We start from the raw sequence: 19,932 nt of genomic DNA, 5'->3' as shown, positions 1-19,932 counted from the left end.
ACGGCATGACCGGGTCCTGGAAGTCCACCGACGACGGTGTGTTGCGGCTGCCCTCCGGACGGCTGGTGCGAGGGCGGGGGCTGCGGCGGGCACTGCCCGCCGGGCCGGACCCCACGTACGGCGTCTATCTGCTGGGCAAGCCGCCGCCGGAGCTTCCCTGGGAGTCGCAATGGGTGCGCTGGCCGGACTTCCGGCTGCCCAGCGACCGCGCCCGGACGGCGGCCGTGCTCACCGAGGCGTGGGAGCGGGCCGGCGCCGAACGGGTCGAGTTCGCCTGCGACGGGGGCCGCGGCCGGACGGGTACGGCGCTGGCCTGCCTGGCCGTGCTGGACGGCGTCCCGGCCGACGAGGCGGTGGAGTTCGTACGGCGCCACTACGACCGGCACGCCGTGGAGACGCCCTGGCAGAAGCGGTACGTCCGCCGGTTCGCCGGCTGAGGGCGCCCCGCCGCCGCGCCCCGTCCGTACGGCGGCGTTCCCGGGTCAGGGCGCGAGGCGTTCCACGAGCAGCAGCGCGCCGATCAGGATCATGGCGGCGCCCGAGACGCGAGTGACCGCGCGGGCGACGGCGGGCCGGGCGCGCAGCACGGTACGGGCCAGCACGCCGACGCCCGTGTAGACCGCGCCGCAGTTGGCCATGTGGACCAGGCCCAGCACGCCGATCTGGGCCGCGAGCGGCCAGCTGCTGCCGCCGGCGTGGGCGGCGGCGAACTGCGGCAGCAGGGCGATGTAGAGCAGCAGCGCCTTGGGGTTGAGGCCGCTGATGCCGGCACCCTTGAGGAGCCTCGCTCCGGTGCCGGCGCCGGCCGGGGCCTCGGACGGGTCGGCCGAAGCGGGCGCCGCCGGCCGGAGCAGGGTCATGACGCCGAGCCAGACCAGGTACAGCGCGCCGAGCACCGTCAGGACGGTGAGCACCGCCGGGTTGCTCGCGACCACGGCGGCGACGCCGGCGACGACCACGAGGGTGAGTCCGACATAGCCGAGCATCAGCCCGCCGACCGCCGGCAGGACGGACCGGTCGCGGAGGCCGGCGGTGATGGCGTACGCCCAGTCCGCGCCCGGCACGAGGACGAGGAGGACGGACACTGCCCAGAAGGCGGCTATGGAGCTGGCGGCCATGACGTGGTTCTCGCTGGTTCTCTCTGGTCGGAAGGCGACAGAGAGGGAGATTAGTCACGACAGCCCGGAAAGTGTTTCCCGATATGGTCGCCACGCGGGGCACCTGTGGAAGGATTTTCCCCATGGACGACTTGGACCGGACGATTCTTGCGGAGCTGCAGGAGGACGGCCGCCTCACGGTCACGGAACTGGCGGCGCGGGTCGGGCTCAGCCTCTCGCCGTGCCACCGCCGGCTGCGTGAGCTGGAGCGCAGCGGCGCCATCCGCGGCTACCGCGCGGTCGTGGACGCCGAGGTGGTCGGGCTGAAGTTCGAGGCGCTGGTCTTCGTCACCATGCGCCAGGAGGACCGCGGCACCGTGTCCGCCTTCGAGGAAGCCGTCGCGGACATCCCTCAGGTGCTGCAGGCGCAGCGCCTCTTCGGCGACCCCGACTATCTGCTGCGCATCGTCAGTACCGACCTGCCGGCCTTCCAGCGGCTCTACGACGAGAAGCTGGCCACGCTCCCGGGCGTGCAGCGGCTCAGCTCCACCCTCGTGATGAAGCACGTGGTGTACGAACGGCCGCTCCCGGCGTGAACGCCGGACGGCCCGGGGCGCGCCGTCCACGCCCCGGGCCGTGCTCGAAGGCCTCAGCCGGCGGTGTCGGCTCCCGTGGGGAGCGGCGGCTCCGCTTCGATGCGGGCCAGCTCCTCGTCGGTGAGGAGCCGGGAGCGGATGAGGAAGCGGACCCCTTCGGGGGCCTCCAGCGAGAAGCCGCTGCCCCTGCCCGGTACGACGTCGACGGTGAGGTGGGTGTGCTGCCAGTAGGTGAACTGGTCGGCGCTCATCCAGAACGGCACGTCCCCGGAGACGTGGCCGAGGAGGACGTCGACGGCGCCGACCTTGAACTCACCGCGCGGGTAGCACATCGGCGCGCTGCCGTCGCAGCAGCCGCCGGACTGATGGAACATCACCGGGCCGTGCGTCTCCGCCAGCCGGGCCACCAGTTCCTCGGCGGCCGGCGTCAGTTCGACGCGTCGGGTGAGGGCGTCCATCAGAAGAACCCGAGCTTCTTCGCCGAGTAGCTGACCAGCAGGTTCTTGGTCTGCTGGTAGTGGTCCAGCATCATCTTGTGGTTCTCCCGGCCGATGCCGGAGTTCTTGTAGCCGCCGAACGCGGCGTGCGCGGGGTAGGCGTGGTAGCAGTTGGTCCACACCCGTCCTGCCTTGATCTCGCGGCCCATGCGGTAGGCGGCGTTGCCGTCCCGGGTCCACACGCCGGCGCCCAGGCCGTACAGCGTGTCGTTGGCGATCTTCAGGGCCTCGTCGGTCGAGTCGAACGTGGTCACCGACACGACCGGGCCGAAGATCTCCTCCTGGAAGATCCGCATGTCGTTGGTGCCGCGGAAGATCGTCGGCTCGACGTAGTAGCCGCCCTCGAAGCCGTCGACGGTCCGGGCGGCGCCGCCGGTGAGCAGCTCGGCGCCCTCCTTCTTGCCGATGTCGATGTAGGAGAGGATCTTCTCGAACTGGTCGTTGCTGGCCTGCGCGCCGATCATGGTCGCCGGGTCCAGCGGGTTGCCGCTGGTGATGGCCTTCGTGCGCTCCACGCAGCGGGCCATGAACGCGTCGTAGATCGAGGAGTGGATGAGCGCGCGGGACGGACAGGTGCAGACCTCGCCCTGGTTGAGCGCGAACATCACGAATCCCTCGACGGCCTTGTCCAGGAAGTCGTCGTCGGCGGCCATCACGTCCGGCAGGAAGATGTTCGGGCTCTTGCCGCCCAGCTCCAGCGTGACGGGGATGATGTTCTCGCTGGCGTACTGCATGATCAGGCGGCCCGTGGTGGTCTCGCCGGTGAACGCCACCTTGGCGATCCGCGGGCTGGACGCGAGCGGCTTGCCGGCCTCCACGCCGAAGCCGTTCACGACGTTGACCACGCCCGGCGGCAGCAGGTCGGCGATCAGCTCGACGAGGACCAGGATGCTGGCGGGGGTCTGCTCGGCGGGCTTGAGGACCACGCAGTTGCCCGCGGCCAGCGCCGGGGCCAGCTTCCAGATGGCCATGAGCAGCGGGAAGTTCCACGGGATGATCTGGCCGACCACGCCCAGCGGCTCGTGGAAGTGGTACGCGACGGTGTCCTCGTCGATCTCGGAGATCGAGCCTTCCTGGCCGCGCACGGCACCCGCGAAGTAGCGGAAGTGGTCCACGGCCAGCGGCAGGTCGGCGGCCAGCGTCTCGCGGACCGGCTTGCCGTTCTCCCAGGTCTCCGCGACCGCGAGCTTCTCGAGGTTCTCCTCGATCCGGTCGGCGATCTTGTTGAGGAGGTTGGCGCGCTCGGTGGTGGAGGTGCGGCTCCACTTCGGCGCGGCCGCGTGCGCGGCGTCCAGGGCGAGGTCCACGTCGGCCGCCGTGGACCGCGCGACCTGGGTGAACGTCCGGCCGTCGACCGGCGAGGGATTGTCGAAGTACTGCCCCTTCACGGGGGCGACCCAGTCGCCGCCGATGAAGTTGTCGTAGCGCTGCTTGAAGCTGACGACACTGCCATCGCTGCCGGGCTGCGCGTACACCATTGTGCGCTCCTCAGAGGTACGGGTCTGTACGGGGTGCGGCACACCCTCGACCCCTGAGGTTGGCGAAAGGTTGGCGTGGCCCTCCCCGCGGTCCGGCGGCACCTTTCCGCGGTCCGCCGGGCCGGCACCCGGCGGGCCGTCAGTCGCGCAGCGCGGTGCTCAGGCGGCCCGCGGCCAGGGCGCGGCGGGGGTCGCCGGCCGGCAGGACGCGCAGCGCGTGCTCATGGATCTCGGCGTCGTGCGGGGCGCGCTCGCCGTACACGAGGGCGTGGTCCGGGACCGGGCTGGCCAGGACGGCCTCGCGGACCGCGACCTCCAGGTGCTCCCGCCAGGCCACGATGCCCGGCGCCTCGGAATGCGGCAGCAGCGGGCCCCGGTACCGGCCGAGCGCCCGGTCGGTGTCGCCGGCCTCCAGCGCCCGCAGCACCTCCACGGCGTCGCAGTCGACGGGCACGGTCAGCGCGTACCGGCGAGTGGCGACCGCGCCGCCGAGGGCCCGCCGCAGATGGGAGACCTCCGCCTTGAACGTGGACGCGGTCACCGGGCGTTCGCCGTACAGCGCGTCCCGCAGCCGTTCCGGGGTGTACCCCGCCGGCTCCAGCGCGAGCAGCGTCAGGATCTCCAGCTGGCGGGGGCGCAGCCGCAGCGGGGCACCGGCCCGTACCACCTCCTCGGCCCCCAGACAGGCCAGCCGGACGCCGGCCGGTGCGCCGGGCCGGGCCGCCGGGCCGCTCCCCCGGCGGTCGGCGCGGTCGGCGTGATCGGCGCGGAGCCGGGTCTCGATGGTGGAGACCAGGGTGCGGACCGTGGACATGGCGAGCGGGTGCGAGCGGTCCCAGGTGGTGGAGAGGTCCAGTACGCCGAGGATGCGGCCGTCGGGGGCGTGGATCGGGGCGCAGTAGCAGGCCCAGCCGTGCAGCGCCTCGACCAGGTGCTCGGCGGAGAAGACGGCACTGGGACGGCCGGTGCGGAGCGCGAGCGAGAGGGCGTTGGTGCCCATGGCCTGCTCGTCCCAGCGGCCGCCGGGCGCGAAGTTGACCCGCTCGGCGCGGCGCCGCATGACGCGACCGCCGCAGGTCCACAACAGGGTGCCGGACTCGTCGGTGACGCCGGCGACGAACCCCGCGTCGTCGGCGATGCTGTTCAGCTCGTCGGCGAGGTCGACGACGGGGCCCCGCAGCAGCGAGCCGGCCCACCGGGGGCGCACCTCGCCGCCGTCGGTCACCGGCGCGCTGGCGGCGCCGGGGTCCACGGTGTGCAGCGAGCGGACCCAGGAGTCGGCCACCTCCCGGCGCAGCGGGGCCTCGTCTTCCAGCACCCGCCGGGCCTCGCGCAGCTCCGGTACCCAGCGGGCCCATTCGTTCTCCAGCGCGGCTCTGCGCTGCCGGAGGTCACTCCGCACTGATGACATGGACGTCCCGAACCTTGTCGTCTCCAGCAGGGTCAACCAATAATCGTCTCCCGGAAGCCGCCGGAGCGCACCTGTCCGGACGGACAGGACGTCCCCGTCCCGGAGGACGGTATTGCCCTCACCCCCGCCGCCCGTAGCGTTGTGTGCGTGTGACAGGGGTGTTATTGATCGGTGAACGCAAAAATACTGCGCTCCGCGCACGGAGCACAGACCACCGTCTCAGGAGGGTGCATGCCGCTGTCGGACGGCGCCGTGACGGCCGGCGGTACCGAAGCCCCCGCGCAGCTGGCGAAGTTCCACGCGCCCGAAGTGGTCTTCGGTACGGGCTCGCTGGCCGAGCTGGGCCACTGCACGCTGCGCGTCGGCGGCCGCCGCCCGTTCCTCGTCACGGATCCGGGCCTGATCGAGGCGGGCTGGGTGGACGAGGCGGTCGGCCATCTGCGGCAGGTCGGACTGCGGCCCGTGGTGTGGCACGAGCTGACGCCGAACCCCAAGGACCACGAGGTGGAGGCCGGTTTCCAGCGGTACGCGGAGAGCGGCAGCGACGTGATCGTCGCGCTGGGCGGCGGGTCGTGCATCGACGCGGCGAAGGGCGTGGCGATCCTGGCCAGCAACGGCGGCCGGATCCTGGACTTCGAGGGCGTGGACCTGGTGGGGCTGCCGATCCCGCCGACCGTGATGGTGCCGTCCACGTCCGGTACGGGCGCGGACGTCTCGCAGTTCGCGGTGATCACCGACACCACGGAGCAGGTAAAGATCACGATCATCAGCCGGACGCTGGTCCCGGAGATCTCGCTGATCGACCCGCGGCTGCTGACCACCATGCCGGACTGGCTGAACGCCGCGACCGGCCTGGACGCCCTCACGCACGCCATCGAGTCGTTCGTCTCCCGGGCCCACAACCCGCTCACCGACAACCTCGCGCTGCACGCCGTACAACTGATCACCGGCCATCTGCGGGGCACGCAGACCCGGCCCAAGGAGGTCAGTCCGCGGCTGGCGATGGCGCAGGGCTCGCTGGAGGCCGGCATGGCCTTCACCAACGCGATCCTGGGCGCGACGCACGCCATGAGCCACCAGGTCGGCGGTCTGCTGGACGCGCCGCACGGGGTGGTCAACGGGGTGCTGCTGCCGCATGTGATCCGCTTCAACGCGGTGACTCGGCCGGACCGTTTCGTCGCGCTCGCGTCGGCCGCCGGGCTGCCCACCGACGGCGTACCGCCGGAGGAGGCGGCGCTGGCGCTGGCCGAGCGGGTCAGGACGCTCGCGGACGACGTGGGCGTGCCGAAGGGGCTGGCCAGCCTCGGCGTCGCCGAGACCGACCTGCCCCGGCTGGCCAGGACGACCCTCAAGGACGCCTGCCTGGCCACCAATCCGCGGGACGCCGGAGCAGGGGACATCGAAGCCCTCTTCCGGGCCGCGCTGTGAGGCGGTCGCGATGAGCTTCGCGGATCAAGGGCCCGGCGCGGGTACGGACCTGGGCGCGCTCACCGGGCTGCGCTCGGGCAAGCGGTCCTTCTATCCGGCGTACGTCCGTTCCACCGAGCGCCTGGAGCGGGCCGTGGAGGCGCTGGACGGCATCTCGCGCGCCCTGGTGCGCACGGCCGAGGGGCCGCGGGCGCTGGTCGAGGCGGTGGTGCGCACCGCCGCCGAGCACCTGCGGGCGCGCCGGCTGCTGCTGGCCGTGGCGGACGGCGCGCTCCGCGCGGCCCGCCCGCGCTTCCTGCTGCTCGCCGACGACGTGCTGATCGACGACGAGACGATGCTCCCCGCCGACGTGCGCGCGCACCTGGCGGTGCTGCGGACCCGGCCGTGGGAGGCGGAGTCGGCGGACGGCGGGGACGGCTGGGTACGGGCGCCCATGACGCTGGACGACGAGCCGGTGGGCGGGATCGCGGCGCAGCCCGGCACCGGCCTCGAAGTCGCCGACACCGACCTCGCGATCCTGCGCGTCCTGGCGAACCAGGCGGCCGTCGCGCTGCACAACTCCTACCTCTTCCACTCCGCGACCCGGCTGCGCGGCCGTACGGAACAGCTCTCCGAGGCCGCGGCCCGGCAGGCCAGGGACCTCGCGGCACGCAGCGCCGAGCTGGCCGAGACGCAGGCGCGGCTGGTCGAGGCGATGCAGCGGCAGGCGCTGGACGACGAACGGCACCGGATAGCCCGCGAACTGCACGACAGCGTCACGCAGTACGTGCTCAGCGCGGGCATGACGATGGAGGTCTGCCGGGCCGAACTGGCCACCCTGGGCGACCCGGTGGCCGGGATCGTCGGCCGGCTCGCGGCCGCCAAGGACCTCAACCGGCAGGCCGTGGAGCGGCTGCGGGCCGCCATCTACGCGCTGCACCACACCGCCGACGAGCCCCCGGGCCCGCTCCCGGTGATGCTGGAACGGCTGTCCTCGGTGCATCTCCAGTCGGACCTGGAGGTGCGCGTGCGGGTGGCGGGCAGCCCCGTGCCGCTGCCGCCGCGCGCCGAGCAGTCGCTGCTGCGGCTGGCGGGCGAGGCGCTGTTCAACGCGGGGGCGCACGGCGGCGCCGGCCGGGCCGTCGTCCGCCTGGGGTACCGCCCGGACACGGTCGTACTGAGTGTGTCGGACGACGGTACGGGCGAGCCGGCGCAGCTGCGGCGGGCGCTGCGGCTGTGCCGGGCGGCCGACCTCTCGGGCCGCCACCGCGGGCTGGCCAACATGCTGGCCAGGGCCGAGGAGCTGGGCGGCACGCTGTCGATCCGGCGGGCGCGGCTGGGCGGCATCCAGCTGCGGGTGCAGATCCCGCTGCCGGTCCCTACCGATCCGGAGGCCTCCGATGACCACTGAACAGCGGACGCCCGACGCGGCGCCGGGCGCCGCGCCCACCGCCCGGGTGCGGGTCGTCCTCGTCGACGACCACGCGATCGTGCGGCAGGGGCTGCGGTCCATCCTGGAACGGGAACCGGACCTCGAGATCGTCGGCGAGGCCAGTACGGCGGCGGAGGCCATCGCGGTCACCGAGCGCACCCGTCCCGACATCGTGCTGCTGGACCTGAAGCTGTCCACCGGCGCCGACGCGGAGGGCCTGGAGCTGTGCGCCCGGCTCACCGGAGCCTACCCCGGCCTGGCGGTCCTCGTCCTGACCACCTTCCTCGACGACGCGCTGGTGGTGGGCGCGATCCAGCACGGCGCGCGCGGTTACGTCGTCAAGGACGTGGACACCACCGAACTGCTCCGCTCGATCCGGGCCGTGGCCCGCAGCGAGAGTGCCTTCGACTCCCGTTCGGCGGCCGCGATGGTGCGTTCCCTGCGGCCGCCGGCCGACCGGCCGGTCTTCACCGAGCGGGAGCTGCGGGTGCTGGAGCTGCTCGCCCGCGGCCTGAGCAACCGCGACATCGGCACCCGGCTCTACATCTCCGAGACGACGGTGAAGTTCCACGTCCGCAACATCATGCGGAAGCTGGACGCGGCGAGCCGGGCCGAGGCGGTGTACGAGGCGAGCAAGATGGGCGTGATCTGACCGCCGGCCCGGCGCCCCTCACTCCGCGTCGAGCACCAGCCAGCCGCCATGGAAGTCGGTGACCGCGCAGGGGCGTCCGGTGGCCCGGCCGAGCGCGGTGAGCTGGTCCCGGTCGAAGCAGCGGACGTGCCCGTACGCGGCGGTCGGCTCGTCCTCGTACGGCACCGCGACCACCACCCGGCGCCGGGCCAGCCGCAGGGCCTCGGCCAGAACCGCGGCGCCGTGCTGGGGGTCCAGGTGTTCCAGCAGGTGGATGGCGGTGACGGTGTCCACGGCGCGGTCCGGCAGCGGCACCCGTGCCGCGTCGCAGGTGAGGGTGCGCAGTGGCGTGCCGCGGGTGCCGGCGACCGCTTCGAGCAGCCGCATCGTGCCGGACGACACGTCGGAGGCGAGGACGGCGCGGTCCGGCTGCCGCGCGAGCAGCAGGGCGAGGAAGCCGAAGCAGGCACCGAGGTCCAGGACGCTGCCGGTTGGCACCAGGTCCAGAGTGCGGCGGTAGACCGGCGCGAATCCGGCGATCGAGGAGTGGCCGGCCGGCGCCGGGCCCTGCCAGCAGGCGCGGATGCGGGCCAGGGTGTTGTCGTAGAAGCGGGCCCAGGAGGCGACCGGGCCGGGCACGCAGGAGCGCACGACGCCGGTGAAGACCCGCTCGAAGACGTCGGGGCCGGACAGCCAGCCGGGCGCGAACAGCTCGCCGGCGAGCAGCCCGGCCAGGTCGTTGTCGAGCGCTTCGGGAGTGATCCGGTGGGCCACCTCGATGCGGTGGGCGCGGCGGCGCAGGCAGAAGTGGTCCGTCCGCACCACCGGCGGCTCCTGCGCCGCCGGGGTGCGGGCGGTCCCGCTCGCGCCGTCCCGGACGACGCTGACCAGGTGGTCGGCGTAGTGGCCCGGCCGGTGCGGGGCGAGCGGGTCGATGGCGGTGGCGGCGAGCCGCAGCCGGTCGGGCCCGGTCACCGGCCCGTCACCTCCGCGGAGATCCGGTCCGCGGTGCGCCGCAGCCCGGCGAGGTCGCCGACGACGTGGACGCGGTCGCAGTACTCCGCGTACCGCGGCAGGTCGCACGCGCCCAGGCCCCAGGAGTAGCGGGGTTCGGGGGTGAGCCAGAGGGTGCGGCGGACGCGGCGGGTCAGCTCGGCGAAGGCCCCGGTGCCCGGGTCGTTGCCGTTGCCGCGGCCGTCGCCGAGGACGAGGAACGTGGTCCGGCGGTTGAAGGCGCCGCCGTGGTCGTGCAACAGCTGGTCGAAGGCGCTGCCGTAGTCGGAGTTGGCGTCGGTGTCGAGCAGTCCGCCGGCCGGCAGGCCGTCGAAGACCAGGCCGAGCGCGCGCTCCAGCGGATGCTCGGCGAACAGCTCGGTGATCTCGGTCGGTTCGTCGACGAAGGCGAAGGTCCGCACCTGCGCGAAGAGCGACTGCAGGCCGTGCACGAGATGCAGGGTGAAGCGCGCGGTGGACCGTACGGAGAGCGAGACGTCGGTGAGGACGACGAGCCGGGGCTTGTCCTCGGCGCGGGTGACGGTGACCGGGCGGAACGGCACGCCGTCGTACCGCATGTTGCGGCGCATTGTGCGGCCCGGATGCACCCGCCCGCGCGGGGTGTTGCGCTTACGGCTGGTCAGCGCGCCGGTCAGGAAGCGGGCCACCCGGTGCAGCACCTCCTCCAGCTCGGCCCGCTCGTCCTCGTCGACCCGTTCGGCGCGGGCCTGTTCGGCGATCCGGGTCTCCACGGCGGCCGACTCCAGTTCGGCGAGCCGGTCCAGGTGGCGTTTGAGGAGTTCGGGGAGGTTGTCGAGGGTGCCGGCGAGGCGGCGGCGCAGGGCGTCCAGCGCCTCCCGGTCGAGGTCGTCGGAGTCCTCGCCGCCCGCGAGCCACCCCAGGAGGGCATCCTGCTGGGCGACGGACAGCTCGGTGTCGATCCGGTGGCCGGTCGCGGCGGACAGCTCACCGGGGACGCCGGCGCCGTGCAGCCGCTCGGTCTCCAGCTGTACGGAGGGCACGTCGTCGCCGCCCGCCCTCGCACCGTCCTTGGACAGCACGATCTCGTCGGTCATGGACGCCAGGTCGATCTTGTTGGCCTCCTGGTGGAGGTTGTACTGCTCGGCCAGGTCCCGCTGGTCGAAGTAGTCCCGGATGTCGGCCGGCTTGCCGTGGCTGTGACCCTGCTGGGGCGTCTCCGAGGGCTCCTCGGAGACGGTGAAGGATTCCAGCGCGCCGGTGTCGGTGAGGTCGTCGTGCTCATGGCTGTGGCCGTGCCCGTCGTCCCGGCCGCCCACCGGGCGCAGCGAGAAGAACGCGGTGAACAGCTCGTCGAACACCGGGTCGTCCTGCCGGTCCTTCACCAGCGCCAGCCGCAACGCCTCGCGCAGCGTCTCCCGTTCGGCCAGCACGCCCGGCTGGGCCGCGCAGCGCATCGCGTCCACCGCCTCCGACACCGACACCCGCAGGCCGAACAGGCGCAGGATGCGTATGAACCGGTGCAGGCCGCTCTCCACGTCACCGCCCCCTATGCCTTGCGGCGGGTGATCGCGGAGAACGCGCGGGCGCCCTGGCCGGACCCGGCGGCGGGCGCGGGCGCCGCGGGGGCCGGGCCGCTCGTCGCCGCGTCGTCGTGATGATGCCCGTGGTCGTGGCCGTGGTGGTGTCCGCGTCCGTGGTGGTGCCCGTGCGGCACCGGCAGCTCAGCGTTCGGGTCCACGAGGCGGGGCAGCACCTCCAGCGCGCGGTCCATGTCACGCTCGTACTTCAGGACCACGTTCGCGGTCTCGGCGAGCACCGGGGCGTCCAGCTCCTCGACGCCGAGCACGGCGAGGGTGCGGGCCCAGTCGACGGTCTCGGAGATGCTGGGGCTCTTGCGCAGGTCCAGCTCGCGCAGCCCGCGCACCACCTCCACCAGCCGGTGCACCGCGGCCTCCGGCAGCCCGGTGTCCTTGGACCGCAGGATGGCCAGTTCCCGTTCGGCGTCCGGGTAGTCCAGGAAGAGGTGCAGGCAGCGCCGCTTGAGCGCGGCGGACAGGTCGCGGGTGTTGTTGGAAGTGAGCACGACGTACGGCGGGACCTTCGCGGTGTACGTACCGATCTCCGGCACCGAGACCTGGAACTCGGCCAGGCACTCCAGCAGCACCGCCTCCAGCGCCTCGTCCGCGCGGTCCACCTCGTCGATCAGCAGCACGGCGGGCTGCTCGCCGCGGATGGCGTCCAGCAGCGGGCGCGGGGCGAGGAAGCGGTCGGAGAAGAAGACGCTGTCCTGGCCGCCGATGCGCTGCACGGCACTCGCGAGGTCGGGCGCGTCGGCGGTGATGTCGCCGATCTTGTCGCGCAGCATCTGGGTGTAGAGCAGCTGCTTGCCGTAGTCCCACTCGTACAGCGCCTTGCTCTCGTCCTGGCCTTCGTAGCACTGCAGGCGGAGCAGGCGGCGGCCGGTGGCCGCGGCGAGGGTCTTGGCCAGCTCGGTCTTGCCGACGCCGGCCGGGCCCTCCAGCAGGACCGGCTTGTCCAGCCGGGAGAGCAGGAAGACCGTGGTGGCCAGGCGGCGGTCGGCGAGGTAACCGTGGGCGGCGAACCGCTCGGTCACGTCCTCGACCGAGGCGAAGGCGGTGTCGGTGGCGATGTCGGTCTCGGTGGCGGTGTCATCGGTCAGGGCGGGTGTTGCGGGCACGGCTCCTCCGTCCGTCCGGGACGGGCGGGGCCGGTGTGCGGCCGGCCCCGCCCGGCGCGGCTGTGGGTCAGACGCGGGTGGGGGTCAGACTCCGCTGTGGTTCAGCCGAGCAGGTCGTCCAGGTCACCGGTCATGCAGTGCTCGACGACCGGGCGGACGGTGTCGAAGGTGCACTCCTTGGCGTTGCCCGGGGTGCAGGCGTCGCCGAGGACGTGGTGCGTGATGCGGTCGACGTCGGTGGCGTCGCCGTTGATCACGGAGGCCTTCTCGTAGTACGCGGTGGGCCCCTTGCCCAGCCGGTTCTTGGCGTACGAGTCCTGCTTGACGTCCACGAACCGCTCGGGGATGCCGACGTCGCGCAGCAGCCGGATCCCGGCCGCCAGCGCCGCCTCGGCGGCCTGCACCTTGGTCATGCCGTGCGTGTCCACGCCCATCGCCTCGGCGATGTCGGCGAACCGCTCGTAGTGCGCCGGCATGTTGAACGCCCACACCCGGGGCAGTGCGATGGCGTTGTTGAGCCCGTGGTGGGTGTCGTAGAAGGCGCTGACGGCGTGCGAGATGGAGTGGATGATGCCCAGCCCGCCGGAGTTGAAGGCCTGCGCCGCGATGTACTGCGCGTACATCATGCCCTCGCGTCCGGCCAGATCCTGGCCGTTCCAGACCGCCTGCCGCAGGCTCTTCGCGGTCAGCTTGATGGCGTGCAGCGCGTTGCCCAGCGAGGGCTGGAAGTCGAGCCGGGAGACGTAGGGCTCGGAGGCGTGCGCGAGGACGTCGAAGCCGCACTGGGCGGTGTAGTCCAGCGGGCAGTCGTAGTAGAGCGTCGGGTCGTCGATCGCGAGGGTGGCGACGGAGGCGTCGTCGAACGCCACGTACTTGTGCGGGTTCTCCGGGTCGGTCGTGGTGTCGGTGATGACGTACGCCCAGGAGGTCTCCGAGCCGGTGCCGGCGGTGGTGGAGACCGCGATGTGCGGCGGGTTCTTGGGGTTCTCGGACTTGTTGAAGCCCTCGAACTCGTTGACGCTGCGGCCGTCGTGAGCCACGGAGATCCGTGCGCCCTTGCAGGCGTCGTGCGAGGAGCCGCCGCCGATCGAGACGAAGGAGTCGCACTTGTTCTGCTGGTACAGCGCCACGGCGTCCATGACGTTGTAGTCCTTGGGGTTGGACTCGACCTGGTCGTACACCACGACCTCCAGGCCGTGGTACTTCATCGACTCCACGATCTTGTGCACGGTGTCGCTGCCGCGCAGGCCCGTGGTCATCACCAGGACGCGCCGGAAGCCCAGCTTCTTCGCCTCGGGGCCGATCAGCTCGTGGGCGCCGGGACCCAGGAGGGCCCGCGGGAACGGGTGGAACTCCTTGATCGGGAACGGCTTGAGAAGTTCGTCGACCTGCATGGGGACACGTTTCCTCTCCGCGGTGGGGAGCTCGGACGGGCCGAACGTAGGCGGCCCGCTTCCCGCCGTGGAAGCGGTGCGGGGACGATCCCGGCCGACCGGCGACGCGTACGGCACGGACGCAGGGCACGGGCCCCCTCCGAACGGAGGGGGCGACGGCGGCCGAAGGCACGGCGAGGCGGTGCGGGCCGCCGTCCTAGCGTCGTTCCAGGAGCACGACGGCTCCCGAATCACCCAGCTCGAGAGGAATTGCGATGCACGAGGACACCCGTACCACCGAGCCTGCCGACACCGTCGCCCCCGCCGGCCCGGAGGACGGCATCGTCGAAGAACTGCTCGTCGAGGAGGTCTCCATCGACGGCATGTGCGGCGTCTACTAGGCCCCGCCGTGACCTCCCCCTGTGGCCCCTTCGACGCCGGACGGCCCTACCGGCTGAACCCGAGTGTCGCGCTGCGCCCCGAGCCGTTCGGGGCGCTGGCGTACCACTTCGGCAACCGGCGGCTGTCCTTCCTGAAGGCACCCGAGCTGGTCGAGCTCGTCACCGGGCTCGACCGGCACCCCAGCGTGACAGAGGCGCTGGACCGCGTCCCCGGCGGGCGCCGCGCCGCCTTCCTGCGCGCCCTCGCCTCGCTGGCCGCCGCCGACATGATCATCCCGCAGTGATGCGGAAGAGAAGCGGAAGAGGAGTCCGGTGATGACCACCCTCGACGAAGCCCCGCACGCCGAGCCGGTCCCGGCCCTGGTCGAGCAGTTCAAGGGCGGCCTGCACGCCCCGATCTGTCTGACCTGGGAGTGGACCTACGCGTGCAACCTGTCCTGCGCCCACTGCCTGTCCTCCTCGGGCCGGCGGGACCCGATGGAGCTGACCACCGACGAGATCAAGTCGGTGATCCGGGAGCTGCAGCGGATGCAGGTGTTCTACGTCAACGTCGGCGGCGGCGAACCGACCGTACGCCCGGACTTCTGGGAACTGCTGGACTACGCGATCGCGCACCAGGTGGGCGTGAAGTTCTCCACCAACGGGCTGCGGCTGACGCCGGAGCGTGCCGAGCGGCTGGCCGCCACCGACTACGTCGACATCCAGATCTCCCTGGACGGCGCGACCCGCGAGGTCAACGACGCGGTGCGCGGGCCCGGTTCGTACGACATGGCGATCCGGGCCATGGAGAACCTCTCCGAGGCCGGCTTCCGGGACTTCAAGATCTCGGTGGTCATGACCCGGCAGAACGTTTCGCAGCTCGACGACTTCGCCGCCATCGCCGACCGGTACGGGGCCCAGCTGCGCATCACCCGGCTGCGGCCGTCCGGACGCGGCGCGGACGTCTGGGACGAGCTGCACCCCACCGCCGAGCAGCAGTTGGAGCTGTACCACTGGCTGGTCGGCAATGGTGAGCGGGTCCTCACCGGGGACTCCTTCTTCCACCTCAACGCACTGGGCACGGACCCGATCCCGGGCCTGAACCTGTGCGGCGCGGGGCGGGTGGTCTGTCTGATCGACCCGGTGGGCGACGTGTACGCCTGCCCGTTCGCGATCCACGACGCCTTCAAGGCGGGCAACGTCCGCTCACCCGGCGGCTTCGACGAGGTCTGGCGCTCCTCCGCACTCTTCGCCGAGCTGCGCGGTGAGCAGTCCTCGGGCGCGTGCACGTCCTGCTCGGCGTTCGACGTCTGCCAGGGCGGCTGCATGGCCGCGAAGTTCTTCACCGGGCTGCCGCTGGACGGCCCGGACCCCGAGTGCGTCAAGGGCCACGGCGCCGCCGCGCTGGCCGCCGTCGACCGGCAGGGCCTGCCGCCGCAGGGCAAGGACCACTCGCACCGTACGAGCCCGGCGCCGCGCCCCGTGTCCCTGGGCATGCCCGCGCTGCGGGTCGGCCGGCCGGACCGCATCTGCGACGAGAGCCCGCTGGCCGACATGGACCTGCGGTGAGCGGTCGCCGCGGCGCGCGAACGGACAGCGACGACGAGAGAGGAAGATCATGAGCGGTTGGTTCGAGACGGTGGCGGAGGCGCAGCGCAGGGCCCGGAAGCGGCTGCCGAAATCCGTCTACAGCGCGTTGCTCGCCGGTTCCGAGAAGGGCGTCTCCTACGACGACAACACCGCGGCCTTCGCGCAGCTCGGGTTCGCCCCGCACGTCGCCGGGCTGTCGGCCAAGCGGGAGCTGGCGACGACAGTCCTGGGCGAGCGGATAGCGCTGCCGGTGATCATCTCCCCGACCGGTGTGCAGGCGGTGCACCCCGACGGCGAGGTGGCCGTGGCCCGCGCGGCCGCGGCCCGCGGCACGGCGATGGGCCTGAGCTCCTTCGCCAGCAAGCCGCTGCGGGACGTCGTCGCGGCCAACCCGCGGACGTTCTTCCAGATGTACTGGATGGGGACCCGGGACGACATGCTCCAGCGGATGGAACGCGCCCGCGAGGCCGGGGCCAAGGCGCTGATCGCCACCCTCGACTGGTCCTTCTCGCACGGCCGCGACTGGGGCAGCCCGAAGATTCCCGAGCGGCTGAACCTCAAGGCGATGGCGCGGTTCGCCCCGGAGGCGCTCGCGCGCCCGCGCTGGCTGCGGGACTTCGTCAGGTCCCGCAGCCTGCCCGACCTGACGACGCCCAACCTGACCGAGCCGGGGCGCGACGCGCCCACATTCTTCGGGGCGTACGGCGAGTGGATGCAGACCCCGCCCCCCTCCTGGGAGGACGTGCGCTGGCTGCGCGAGCAGTGGGACGGGCCGTTCCTGCTCAAGGGCGTCTGCCGGGTGGACGACGCCCGGCGCGCGGTGGACGCCGGAGTCACCGCGATCTCGGTGACCAACCACGGCGGCAACAACCTCGACGGCACCCCGGCCCCGATCCGCGTGCTGCCGGCCGTCGCGGACGCGGTGGGCGACGACATCGAGGTGCTGCTGGACAGCGGCGTCCGCCGGGGCAGCGACGTGGTCAAGGCGCTGGCGCTCGGCGCGCAGGCCGTGATGATCGGCCGCGCCTACCTGTGGGGCCTGGCCGCCAACGGCCAGGCGGGGGTGGAGAACGTGCTCGACATCCTGCGCGGCGGCGTCGACTCCGCCCTGCTGGGCCTGGGCCGCTCGTCCGTCCACGAGCTGACCCGCGACGACGTGGTGGTCCCGCCCGGCTTCACCCGCACCCTGGGCGCGGTCTGAGATGCCCGCCGAGCCCGCCCCGCTGGCCGGGGCCACCTGGCCCGAACTGACGGATCGCCGCCCGTTGGTGCTCCTGCCCCTCGGCTCCTGCGAGCAGCACGGCCCGCACCTGCCGCTCGACACCGACGCGGCGGTGGCGGAAGCGGTCGCCGAACGGTCCGCCGCGCGGCTCGCCGACGCCGGGGATTCGCCGGACGTCGTGGTCGCGCCGGTCCAGCCGTACGGCGCGAGCGGCGAGCACGAAGGCTTCGCCGGCACGGTCTCCCTCGGGCAGGCCGCGCTGGAACTGCTCGTCGTGGAGCTGGGGCGCTCGCTGCTGCGCTGGGCGGGCCGGCTGCTGGTGGTGAACGGGCACGGCGGCAACGTCGAGGCACTGTCCCGGGCGGTGGCCCTGCTGCGGTACGAGGGCCGGGACGCCGCCTGGTGGCCGTGCGTGCCGCCGGGCTCCGACGCGCACGCCGGGCGCGCCGAGACGTCGATGATGCTGCGGCTGCGCCCTGCGGCGGTACGCACCGGTCGCGCGGTCGCCGGAGCCACCGACCCCATCGAGCGGCTGCTGCCCCGGCTGCGGGCGAGTTCGGTCCGCGCGGTCAGCCCGTCGGGCGTCCTCGGCGACCCGGCCGGTGCGCACGCGGCCGAGGGCGAACGGCTGCTCGCCGGGATGGCCGAGCGGCTGGCGGCGGACGCCGGCGGCTGGCGGGTGGGCGCGGACGGACGGCTGGGCGGACGGACCGCGCAGCCGGCCGGAGCGGTGCGCGAGGCAGCCCGATGACGCGGCCGGAGCGGCGGGTGGCCGTGGTCACCGGAGCCGCGCGGGGCATCGGCGCCGCGGTCGTACGGCGGCTGGCCGGCGCGGGCTGGGCGGTGGTCGCGGTCGACGCCTGCGCGGACGATCCCGGCGTCCCCTACGCCCTGGCCGATCCGGTCGAACTTGCCTTACTGGAAAGGGAGTTCGCCGATGTTCATGCCGTACGGGCCGATGTCCGCGACGCCGACGGCCTGCGGCGTGCCGTGGAGCTGGCCGAGCGGAAGTTCGGCGGGCTGGACGCGGCGGTGGCCGCCGGCGCGGTGATCCTGGGCGGCGGCCCGGTCTGGGAGCTGCCCGAAGCGGACTGGCGGACGCTCTTCGACGTGGACGTCACCGGCGTACTGAACCTGGCACGCGCCGCCGTGCCCGCACTGCTCCGCAGGCCGGAGCCCCGGCACGGCCGGTTCGTCGCCCTCGCCTCGGCCGCCGCGCACCGCGGCCTGTGGGGCCTGGGCGGCTACTGCGCGGCCAAGCACGCCGTACTGGGCCTGGTCCGCGGCCTCGCCTGCGACCTCCGGGACACCGGTGTCAACGCGGTCGCGGTCTCGCCCGGCTCCACCGACACCGCCATGTTGCACGCCACCGCCGCCCTGTACGGCCTCGACGACACCGCCGAACTCGCCGCGAGCCAACTGGTCGGGCGGGTGCTGGCACCGGAGGAGGTGGCCACCGTGGTCGCCTGGGCCTGCGCCCGCGAGGCCGGCGCCGTCACCGGATCGGTCCTGCACGCGGACGGAGGCTTCACCGGATGACCGCCACTCCCCTCCCCGCGCCCCTGCCCGGCCCCTGGGACACCCGCCTCCCCATCGGCTTCGCCGTCCAACTCGCCGCCGACGCGCACCGGTCGCGCGACGGGCGGCTACTGTTCGCCGGCGCCCCGCCCCGGCTGCTCCGGCTCGGGCCGACGGCCGCGCGGCTGCTGGACGGAGGCCGGTTCACGGTGACCGGCCGGACTTCCGCGGCGCTCGCGCGGCGGCTGCTGGACATCGGTGCGGTGCACCCCCGGCCGCCCGCAGGAGCCGCGGCCGCGCGCCCGGAGAGCGGTAAGGAGGCCCCCCGCACGACCGTTGTCGTGCCCGTCCACGACCGCGCCGACCTCGTGGACCGGTTGCTGGCCCGGCTGCGGGCCGATCCGCGGACCGCCCGACTGCCGGTGCTCGTCGTCGACGACGGATCGCACGAGCCTGCGGCACTGGCGCTGGCGCGGGCCGCCGACCGGCACGGCGCCGCCCTCCTCCGCCATCCCCGCAACCTCGGCCCCGCCGCGGCCCGCAACACCGGGCTGCGGCACGCCGCCACCCCGTACGTCGCGTTCCTCGACTCCGACGTCGCGCCCGGTCCGGGCTGGCTGGCGCCGCTGCTGGCACAGTTCGCCGACCCCTCGGTGGCGCTCGTCGCGCCCCGGATCGTCGCGGCACCGGCCCCTGGGCGGCGCGGCGTCCTGGACCGCTACGAGGACGTCAGATCGCCGCTGGACATGGGCGCGCGGGAGGGCCCCGTCGTGCCGCTGTCGGCGCTCGCGTACGTGCCGAGCGCGACGCTCGTCGTCCGGCGGGCCGCGCTGGGCGCCGGTTTCGATCAACGGCTCCGCGTGGCCGAGGACGTGGACCTCTGCATGCGGCTGCACGAGGCGGGCTGGCGGCTGCGGTACGTCCCCGAGGTCACCGTGGGCCATCACCACCGCACCGGCCTGCGCGGCTGGCTCGGGCAGCGAGCCGGCTACGGCACCGGTGCGGCCGAACTGGCACTGCGTCACCCCGGGCAGGTGCCACCCCTGCACGCCGCGCCCTGGTCGGTGGCGGCCTGCGCCCTGCTGCTGCGCGGGCGCCCGCTGCCGGCCGCGGCCGCGGTGACGCTGGCCGGGGTGACCGCGGTGCGGCTGGCCCGCCGGATGCCGGACGCCGACACACCGGTACGCGCCGCCGCGCTGCTCACCCTCGCCGGACTGCGGGGCACCGCCGAGCAGTTGCTGCGCTGCGCGACCCGGCACCACTGGCCGCTGGCGCTGGCAGCGGGCGTGGCGAGCCGCCGGGCCCGCCGGGTGCTGCTCGCCGCCGCACTCGCCGAGGGGCTGCTCGACCACCGGCGCGCCGCCTCCGGCCTCGGTCCGCTGACACACGTGGCGGTCCGCCGCCTGGACGACCTCGCGTACGGCTGGGGTGTGTGGCGCGGTGCGCTCCGCCGCCGGACCGCGGGCCCGCTGCTGCCGCGGATCGTACGGACGGCCGCAGCACCGTCCCGGCGGCCCGGCTCAGCGCCGCACCCTCCTGCACCGCACCCGGCGCACCAACCTTCCACCAACCTTCCCGCGCCACATTGAGTGCACCCCCGCTCGCTTGAGCGCATACACCTCTCCCC

At 73.4% G+C, this 19,932-nt stretch carries 20 protein-coding genes; 12 read left to right on the top strand and 8 right to left on the bottom strand.

Features of this window, described 5'->3' with window-relative positions:
* Positions 1-5 precede the first annotated feature (5 nt).
* Entirely contained in the window at positions 6-437 is a 432-nt protein-coding gene (locus tag ABZ840_RS34920) for a protein-tyrosine phosphatase family protein (protein ID WP_361567171.1), read from the top strand.
* A gap of 45 nt (positions 438-482) precedes the next feature.
* On the opposite strand, the gene ABZ840_RS34915 is transcribed toward ABZ840_RS34920, so the two are convergent.
* Positions 483-1,118, bottom strand: a complete 636-nt coding sequence (locus ABZ840_RS34915) for a LysE family translocator (RefSeq protein ID WP_361567168.1) — start codon at positions 1,116-1,118, stop codon at positions 483-485.
* Positions 1,119-1,240: 122 nt separating this feature from the next.
* Here ABZ840_RS34915 and ABZ840_RS34910 point away from each other — a divergent pair, with 122 nt between their 5' ends.
* Positions 1,241-1,693: an Lrp/AsnC family transcriptional regulator gene (locus ABZ840_RS34910; RefSeq protein WP_361567165.1), complete on the top strand. Its 453-nt coding sequence runs from the start codon at positions 1,241-1,243 to the stop codon at positions 1,691-1,693.
* 53 nt (positions 1,694-1,746) lie between these two features.
* Here the strand turns inward: ABZ840_RS34910 and ABZ840_RS34905 are convergent, their stop codons facing one another.
* From ABZ840_RS34905 to ABZ840_RS34895, 3 genes are all read right to left on the bottom strand, one after another.
* Positions 1,747-2,151, bottom strand: coding sequence for a DUF779 domain-containing protein (locus ABZ840_RS34905; RefSeq protein WP_361567162.1), 405 nt, complete (start codon positions 2,149-2,151; stop codon positions 1,747-1,749).
* Positions 2,151-3,668 (bottom strand): aldehyde dehydrogenase, encoded by a 1,518-nt coding sequence (gene adh / locus ABZ840_RS34900; RefSeq protein ID WP_361567159.1) that lies wholly within the window; start codon positions 3,666-3,668, stop codon positions 2,151-2,153. Before adh ends, ABZ840_RS34905 begins: the two co-directional genes overlap by 1 nt.
* A 139-nt stretch (positions 3,669-3,807) precedes the next feature.
* On the bottom strand, positions 3,808-5,079 hold the full coding sequence (locus ABZ840_RS34895) for a GAF domain-containing protein (protein ID WP_361567157.1): 1,272 nt from the start codon (positions 5,077-5,079) through the stop codon (positions 3,808-3,810).
* 231 nt (positions 5,080-5,310) lie between these two features.
* Between ABZ840_RS34895 and ABZ840_RS34890 the strand changes: the two genes are divergently transcribed.
* Genes ABZ840_RS34890 through ABZ840_RS34880 form a run of 3 tightly spaced genes read left to right on the top strand, consistent with a single transcriptional unit; the run spans position 5,311 to position 8,570 of the window.
* Complete coding sequence (locus ABZ840_RS34890) at positions 5,311-6,507, top strand: iron-containing alcohol dehydrogenase (protein ID WP_361567155.1); 1,197 nt, start codon at positions 5,311-5,313, stop codon at positions 6,505-6,507.
* Between the two features lie 10 nt (positions 6,508-6,517).
* A complete protein-coding gene (locus ABZ840_RS34885) occupies positions 6,518-7,897 on the top strand; it encodes a histidine kinase (RefSeq protein WP_361567153.1) in 1,380 nt (459 codons plus the stop codon).
* Positions 7,887-8,570, top strand: a complete 684-nt coding sequence (locus tag ABZ840_RS34880; RefSeq protein ID WP_361567150.1) for a response regulator transcription factor — start codon at positions 7,887-7,889, stop codon at positions 8,568-8,570. Before ABZ840_RS34885 ends, ABZ840_RS34880 begins: the two co-directional genes overlap by 11 nt.
* Positions 8,571-8,588: 18 nt before the next feature.
* On the opposite strand, the gene mftM is transcribed toward ABZ840_RS34880, so the two are convergent.
* From mftM to mdo, 4 genes are all read right to left on the bottom strand, one after another.
* The gene (gene mftM, locus ABZ840_RS34875; RefSeq protein WP_361567147.1) at positions 8,589-9,524 is read right to left on the bottom strand and encodes a mycofactocin oligosaccharide methyltransferase MftM; all 936 of its coding nucleotides are present in this window, start codon (positions 9,522-9,524) and stop codon (positions 8,589-8,591) included.
* A complete protein-coding gene (locus ABZ840_RS34870; protein ID WP_361567145.1) occupies positions 9,521-11,059 on the bottom strand; it encodes a VWA domain-containing protein in 1,539 nt (512 codons plus the stop codon). Before ABZ840_RS34870 ends, mftM begins: the two co-directional genes overlap by 4 nt.
* Before the next feature lie 11 nt (positions 11,060-11,070).
* Positions 11,071-12,222, bottom strand: coding sequence for a MoxR family ATPase (locus ABZ840_RS34865; protein ID WP_361567142.1), 1,152 nt, complete (start codon positions 12,220-12,222; stop codon positions 11,071-11,073).
* Positions 12,223-12,323: 101 nt separating this feature from the next.
* Positions 12,324-13,616 (bottom strand): NDMA-dependent methanol dehydrogenase, encoded by a 1,293-nt coding sequence (gene mdo / locus ABZ840_RS34860; protein WP_361567139.1) that lies wholly within the window; start codon positions 13,614-13,616, stop codon positions 12,324-12,326.
* A gap of 254 nt (positions 13,617-13,870) precedes the next feature.
* Here mdo and mftA point away from each other — a divergent pair, with 254 nt between their 5' ends.
* From mftA to mftF, 7 genes are read left to right on the top strand one after another with little or no spacing between them, the layout of a single operon-like run.
* Complete coding sequence (mftA, locus tag ABZ840_RS34855; protein WP_361567136.1) at positions 13,871-13,996, top strand: mycofactocin precursor MftA; 126 nt, start codon at positions 13,871-13,873, stop codon at positions 13,994-13,996.
* A gap of 8 nt (positions 13,997-14,004) precedes the next feature.
* Positions 14,005-14,280, top strand: a complete 276-nt coding sequence (gene mftB, locus ABZ840_RS34850; RefSeq protein WP_361567133.1) for a mycofactocin biosynthesis chaperone MftB — start codon at positions 14,005-14,007, stop codon at positions 14,278-14,280.
* A gap of 31 nt (positions 14,281-14,311) precedes the next feature.
* Positions 14,312-15,544 carry a mycofactocin radical SAM maturase gene (gene mftC / locus ABZ840_RS34845; RefSeq protein WP_361567130.1) on the top strand — a complete coding sequence of 411 codons (1,233 nt, stop codon included), beginning with the start codon at positions 14,312-14,314 and terminating at the stop codon, positions 15,542-15,544.
* A gap of 49 nt (positions 15,545-15,593) precedes the next feature.
* The gene (gene mftD / locus ABZ840_RS34840; protein ID WP_361567127.1) at positions 15,594-16,766 is read left to right on the top strand and encodes a pre-mycofactocin synthase MftD; all 1,173 of its coding nucleotides are present in this window, start codon (positions 15,594-15,596) and stop codon (positions 16,764-16,766) included.
* A 1-nt stretch (position 16,767) separates the two neighbouring features.
* Complete coding sequence (gene mftE / locus ABZ840_RS34835; protein ID WP_361567124.1) at positions 16,768-17,538, top strand: mycofactocin biosynthesis peptidyl-dipeptidase MftE; 771 nt, start codon at positions 16,768-16,770, stop codon at positions 17,536-17,538.
* On the top strand, positions 17,535-18,326 hold the full coding sequence (locus ABZ840_RS34830; protein WP_361567121.1) for a mycofactocin-coupled SDR family oxidoreductase: 792 nt from the start codon (positions 17,535-17,537) through the stop codon (positions 18,324-18,326). The genes mftE and ABZ840_RS34830 overlap by 4 nt, the downstream gene beginning before the upstream one ends.
* Positions 18,323-19,894 carry a mycofactocin biosynthesis glycosyltransferase MftF gene (mftF, locus tag ABZ840_RS34825; protein WP_361567118.1) on the top strand — a complete coding sequence of 524 codons (1,572 nt, stop codon included), beginning with the start codon at positions 18,323-18,325 and terminating at the stop codon, positions 19,892-19,894. Before ABZ840_RS34830 ends, mftF begins: the two co-directional genes overlap by 4 nt.
* The last annotated feature ends 38 nt before the right edge of the window (positions 19,895-19,932 follow it).

Source organism: Streptomyces sp. NPDC047117 (assembly GCF_040643545.1).
GTDB lineage: Bacteria > Actinomycetota > Actinomycetes > Streptomycetales > Streptomycetaceae > Streptomyces.
The sequence above is the reverse complement of the archived record's forward strand: the minus strand, read 5'-3'. Positions and strand labels throughout refer to the sequence as shown.

Bases quoted from the DNA above. Each gene is read 5' to 3' on its own strand.
- ABZ840_RS34920 (WP_361567171.1), top strand. From the start codon at position 6: ATGACCGGGTCCTGGAAGTCCACCGACGACGGTGTGTTGCGGCTGCCC.
- ABZ840_RS34915 (WP_361567168.1), bottom strand. From the start codon at position 1,118: ATGGCCGCCAGCTCCATAGCCGCCTTCTGGGCAGTGTCCGTCCTCCTC.
- ABZ840_RS34910 (WP_361567165.1), top strand. From the start codon at position 1,241: ATGGACGACTTGGACCGGACGATTCTTGCGGAGCTGCAGGAGGACGGC.
- ABZ840_RS34905 (WP_361567162.1), bottom strand. From the start codon at position 2,151: ATGGACGCCCTCACCCGACGCGTCGAACTGACGCCGGCCGCCGAGGAA.
- adh (WP_361567159.1), bottom strand. From the start codon at position 3,668: ATGGTGTACGCGCAGCCCGGCAGCGATGGCAGTGTCGTCAGCTTCAAG.
- ABZ840_RS34895 (WP_361567157.1), bottom strand. From the start codon at position 5,079: ATGTCATCAGTGCGGAGTGACCTCCGGCAGCGCAGAGCCGCGCTGGAG.
- ABZ840_RS34890 (WP_361567155.1), top strand. From the start codon at position 5,311: ATGCCGCTGTCGGACGGCGCCGTGACGGCCGGCGGTACCGAAGCCCCC.
- ABZ840_RS34885 (WP_361567153.1), top strand. From the start codon at position 6,518: ATGAGCTTCGCGGATCAAGGGCCCGGCGCGGGTACGGACCTGGGCGCG.
- ABZ840_RS34880 (WP_361567150.1), top strand. From the start codon at position 7,887: ATGACCACTGAACAGCGGACGCCCGACGCGGCGCCGGGCGCCGCGCCC.
- mdo (WP_361567139.1), bottom strand. From the start codon at position 13,616: ATGCAGGTCGACGAACTTCTCAAGCCGTTCCCGATCAAGGAGTTCCAC.
- mftA (WP_361567136.1), top strand. From the start codon at position 13,871: ATGCACGAGGACACCCGTACCACCGAGCCTGCCGACACCGTCGCCCCC.
- mftC (WP_361567130.1), top strand. From the start codon at position 14,312: ATGACCACCCTCGACGAAGCCCCGCACGCCGAGCCGGTCCCGGCCCTG.
- mftD (WP_361567127.1), top strand. From the start codon at position 15,594: ATGAGCGGTTGGTTCGAGACGGTGGCGGAGGCGCAGCGCAGGGCCCGG.
- mftE (WP_361567124.1), top strand. From the start codon at position 16,768: ATGCCCGCCGAGCCCGCCCCGCTGGCCGGGGCCACCTGGCCCGAACTG.
- ABZ840_RS34830 (WP_361567121.1), top strand. From the start codon at position 17,535: ATGACGCGGCCGGAGCGGCGGGTGGCCGTGGTCACCGGAGCCGCGCGG.
- mftF (WP_361567118.1), top strand. From the start codon at position 18,323: ATGACCGCCACTCCCCTCCCCGCGCCCCTGCCCGGCCCCTGGGACACC.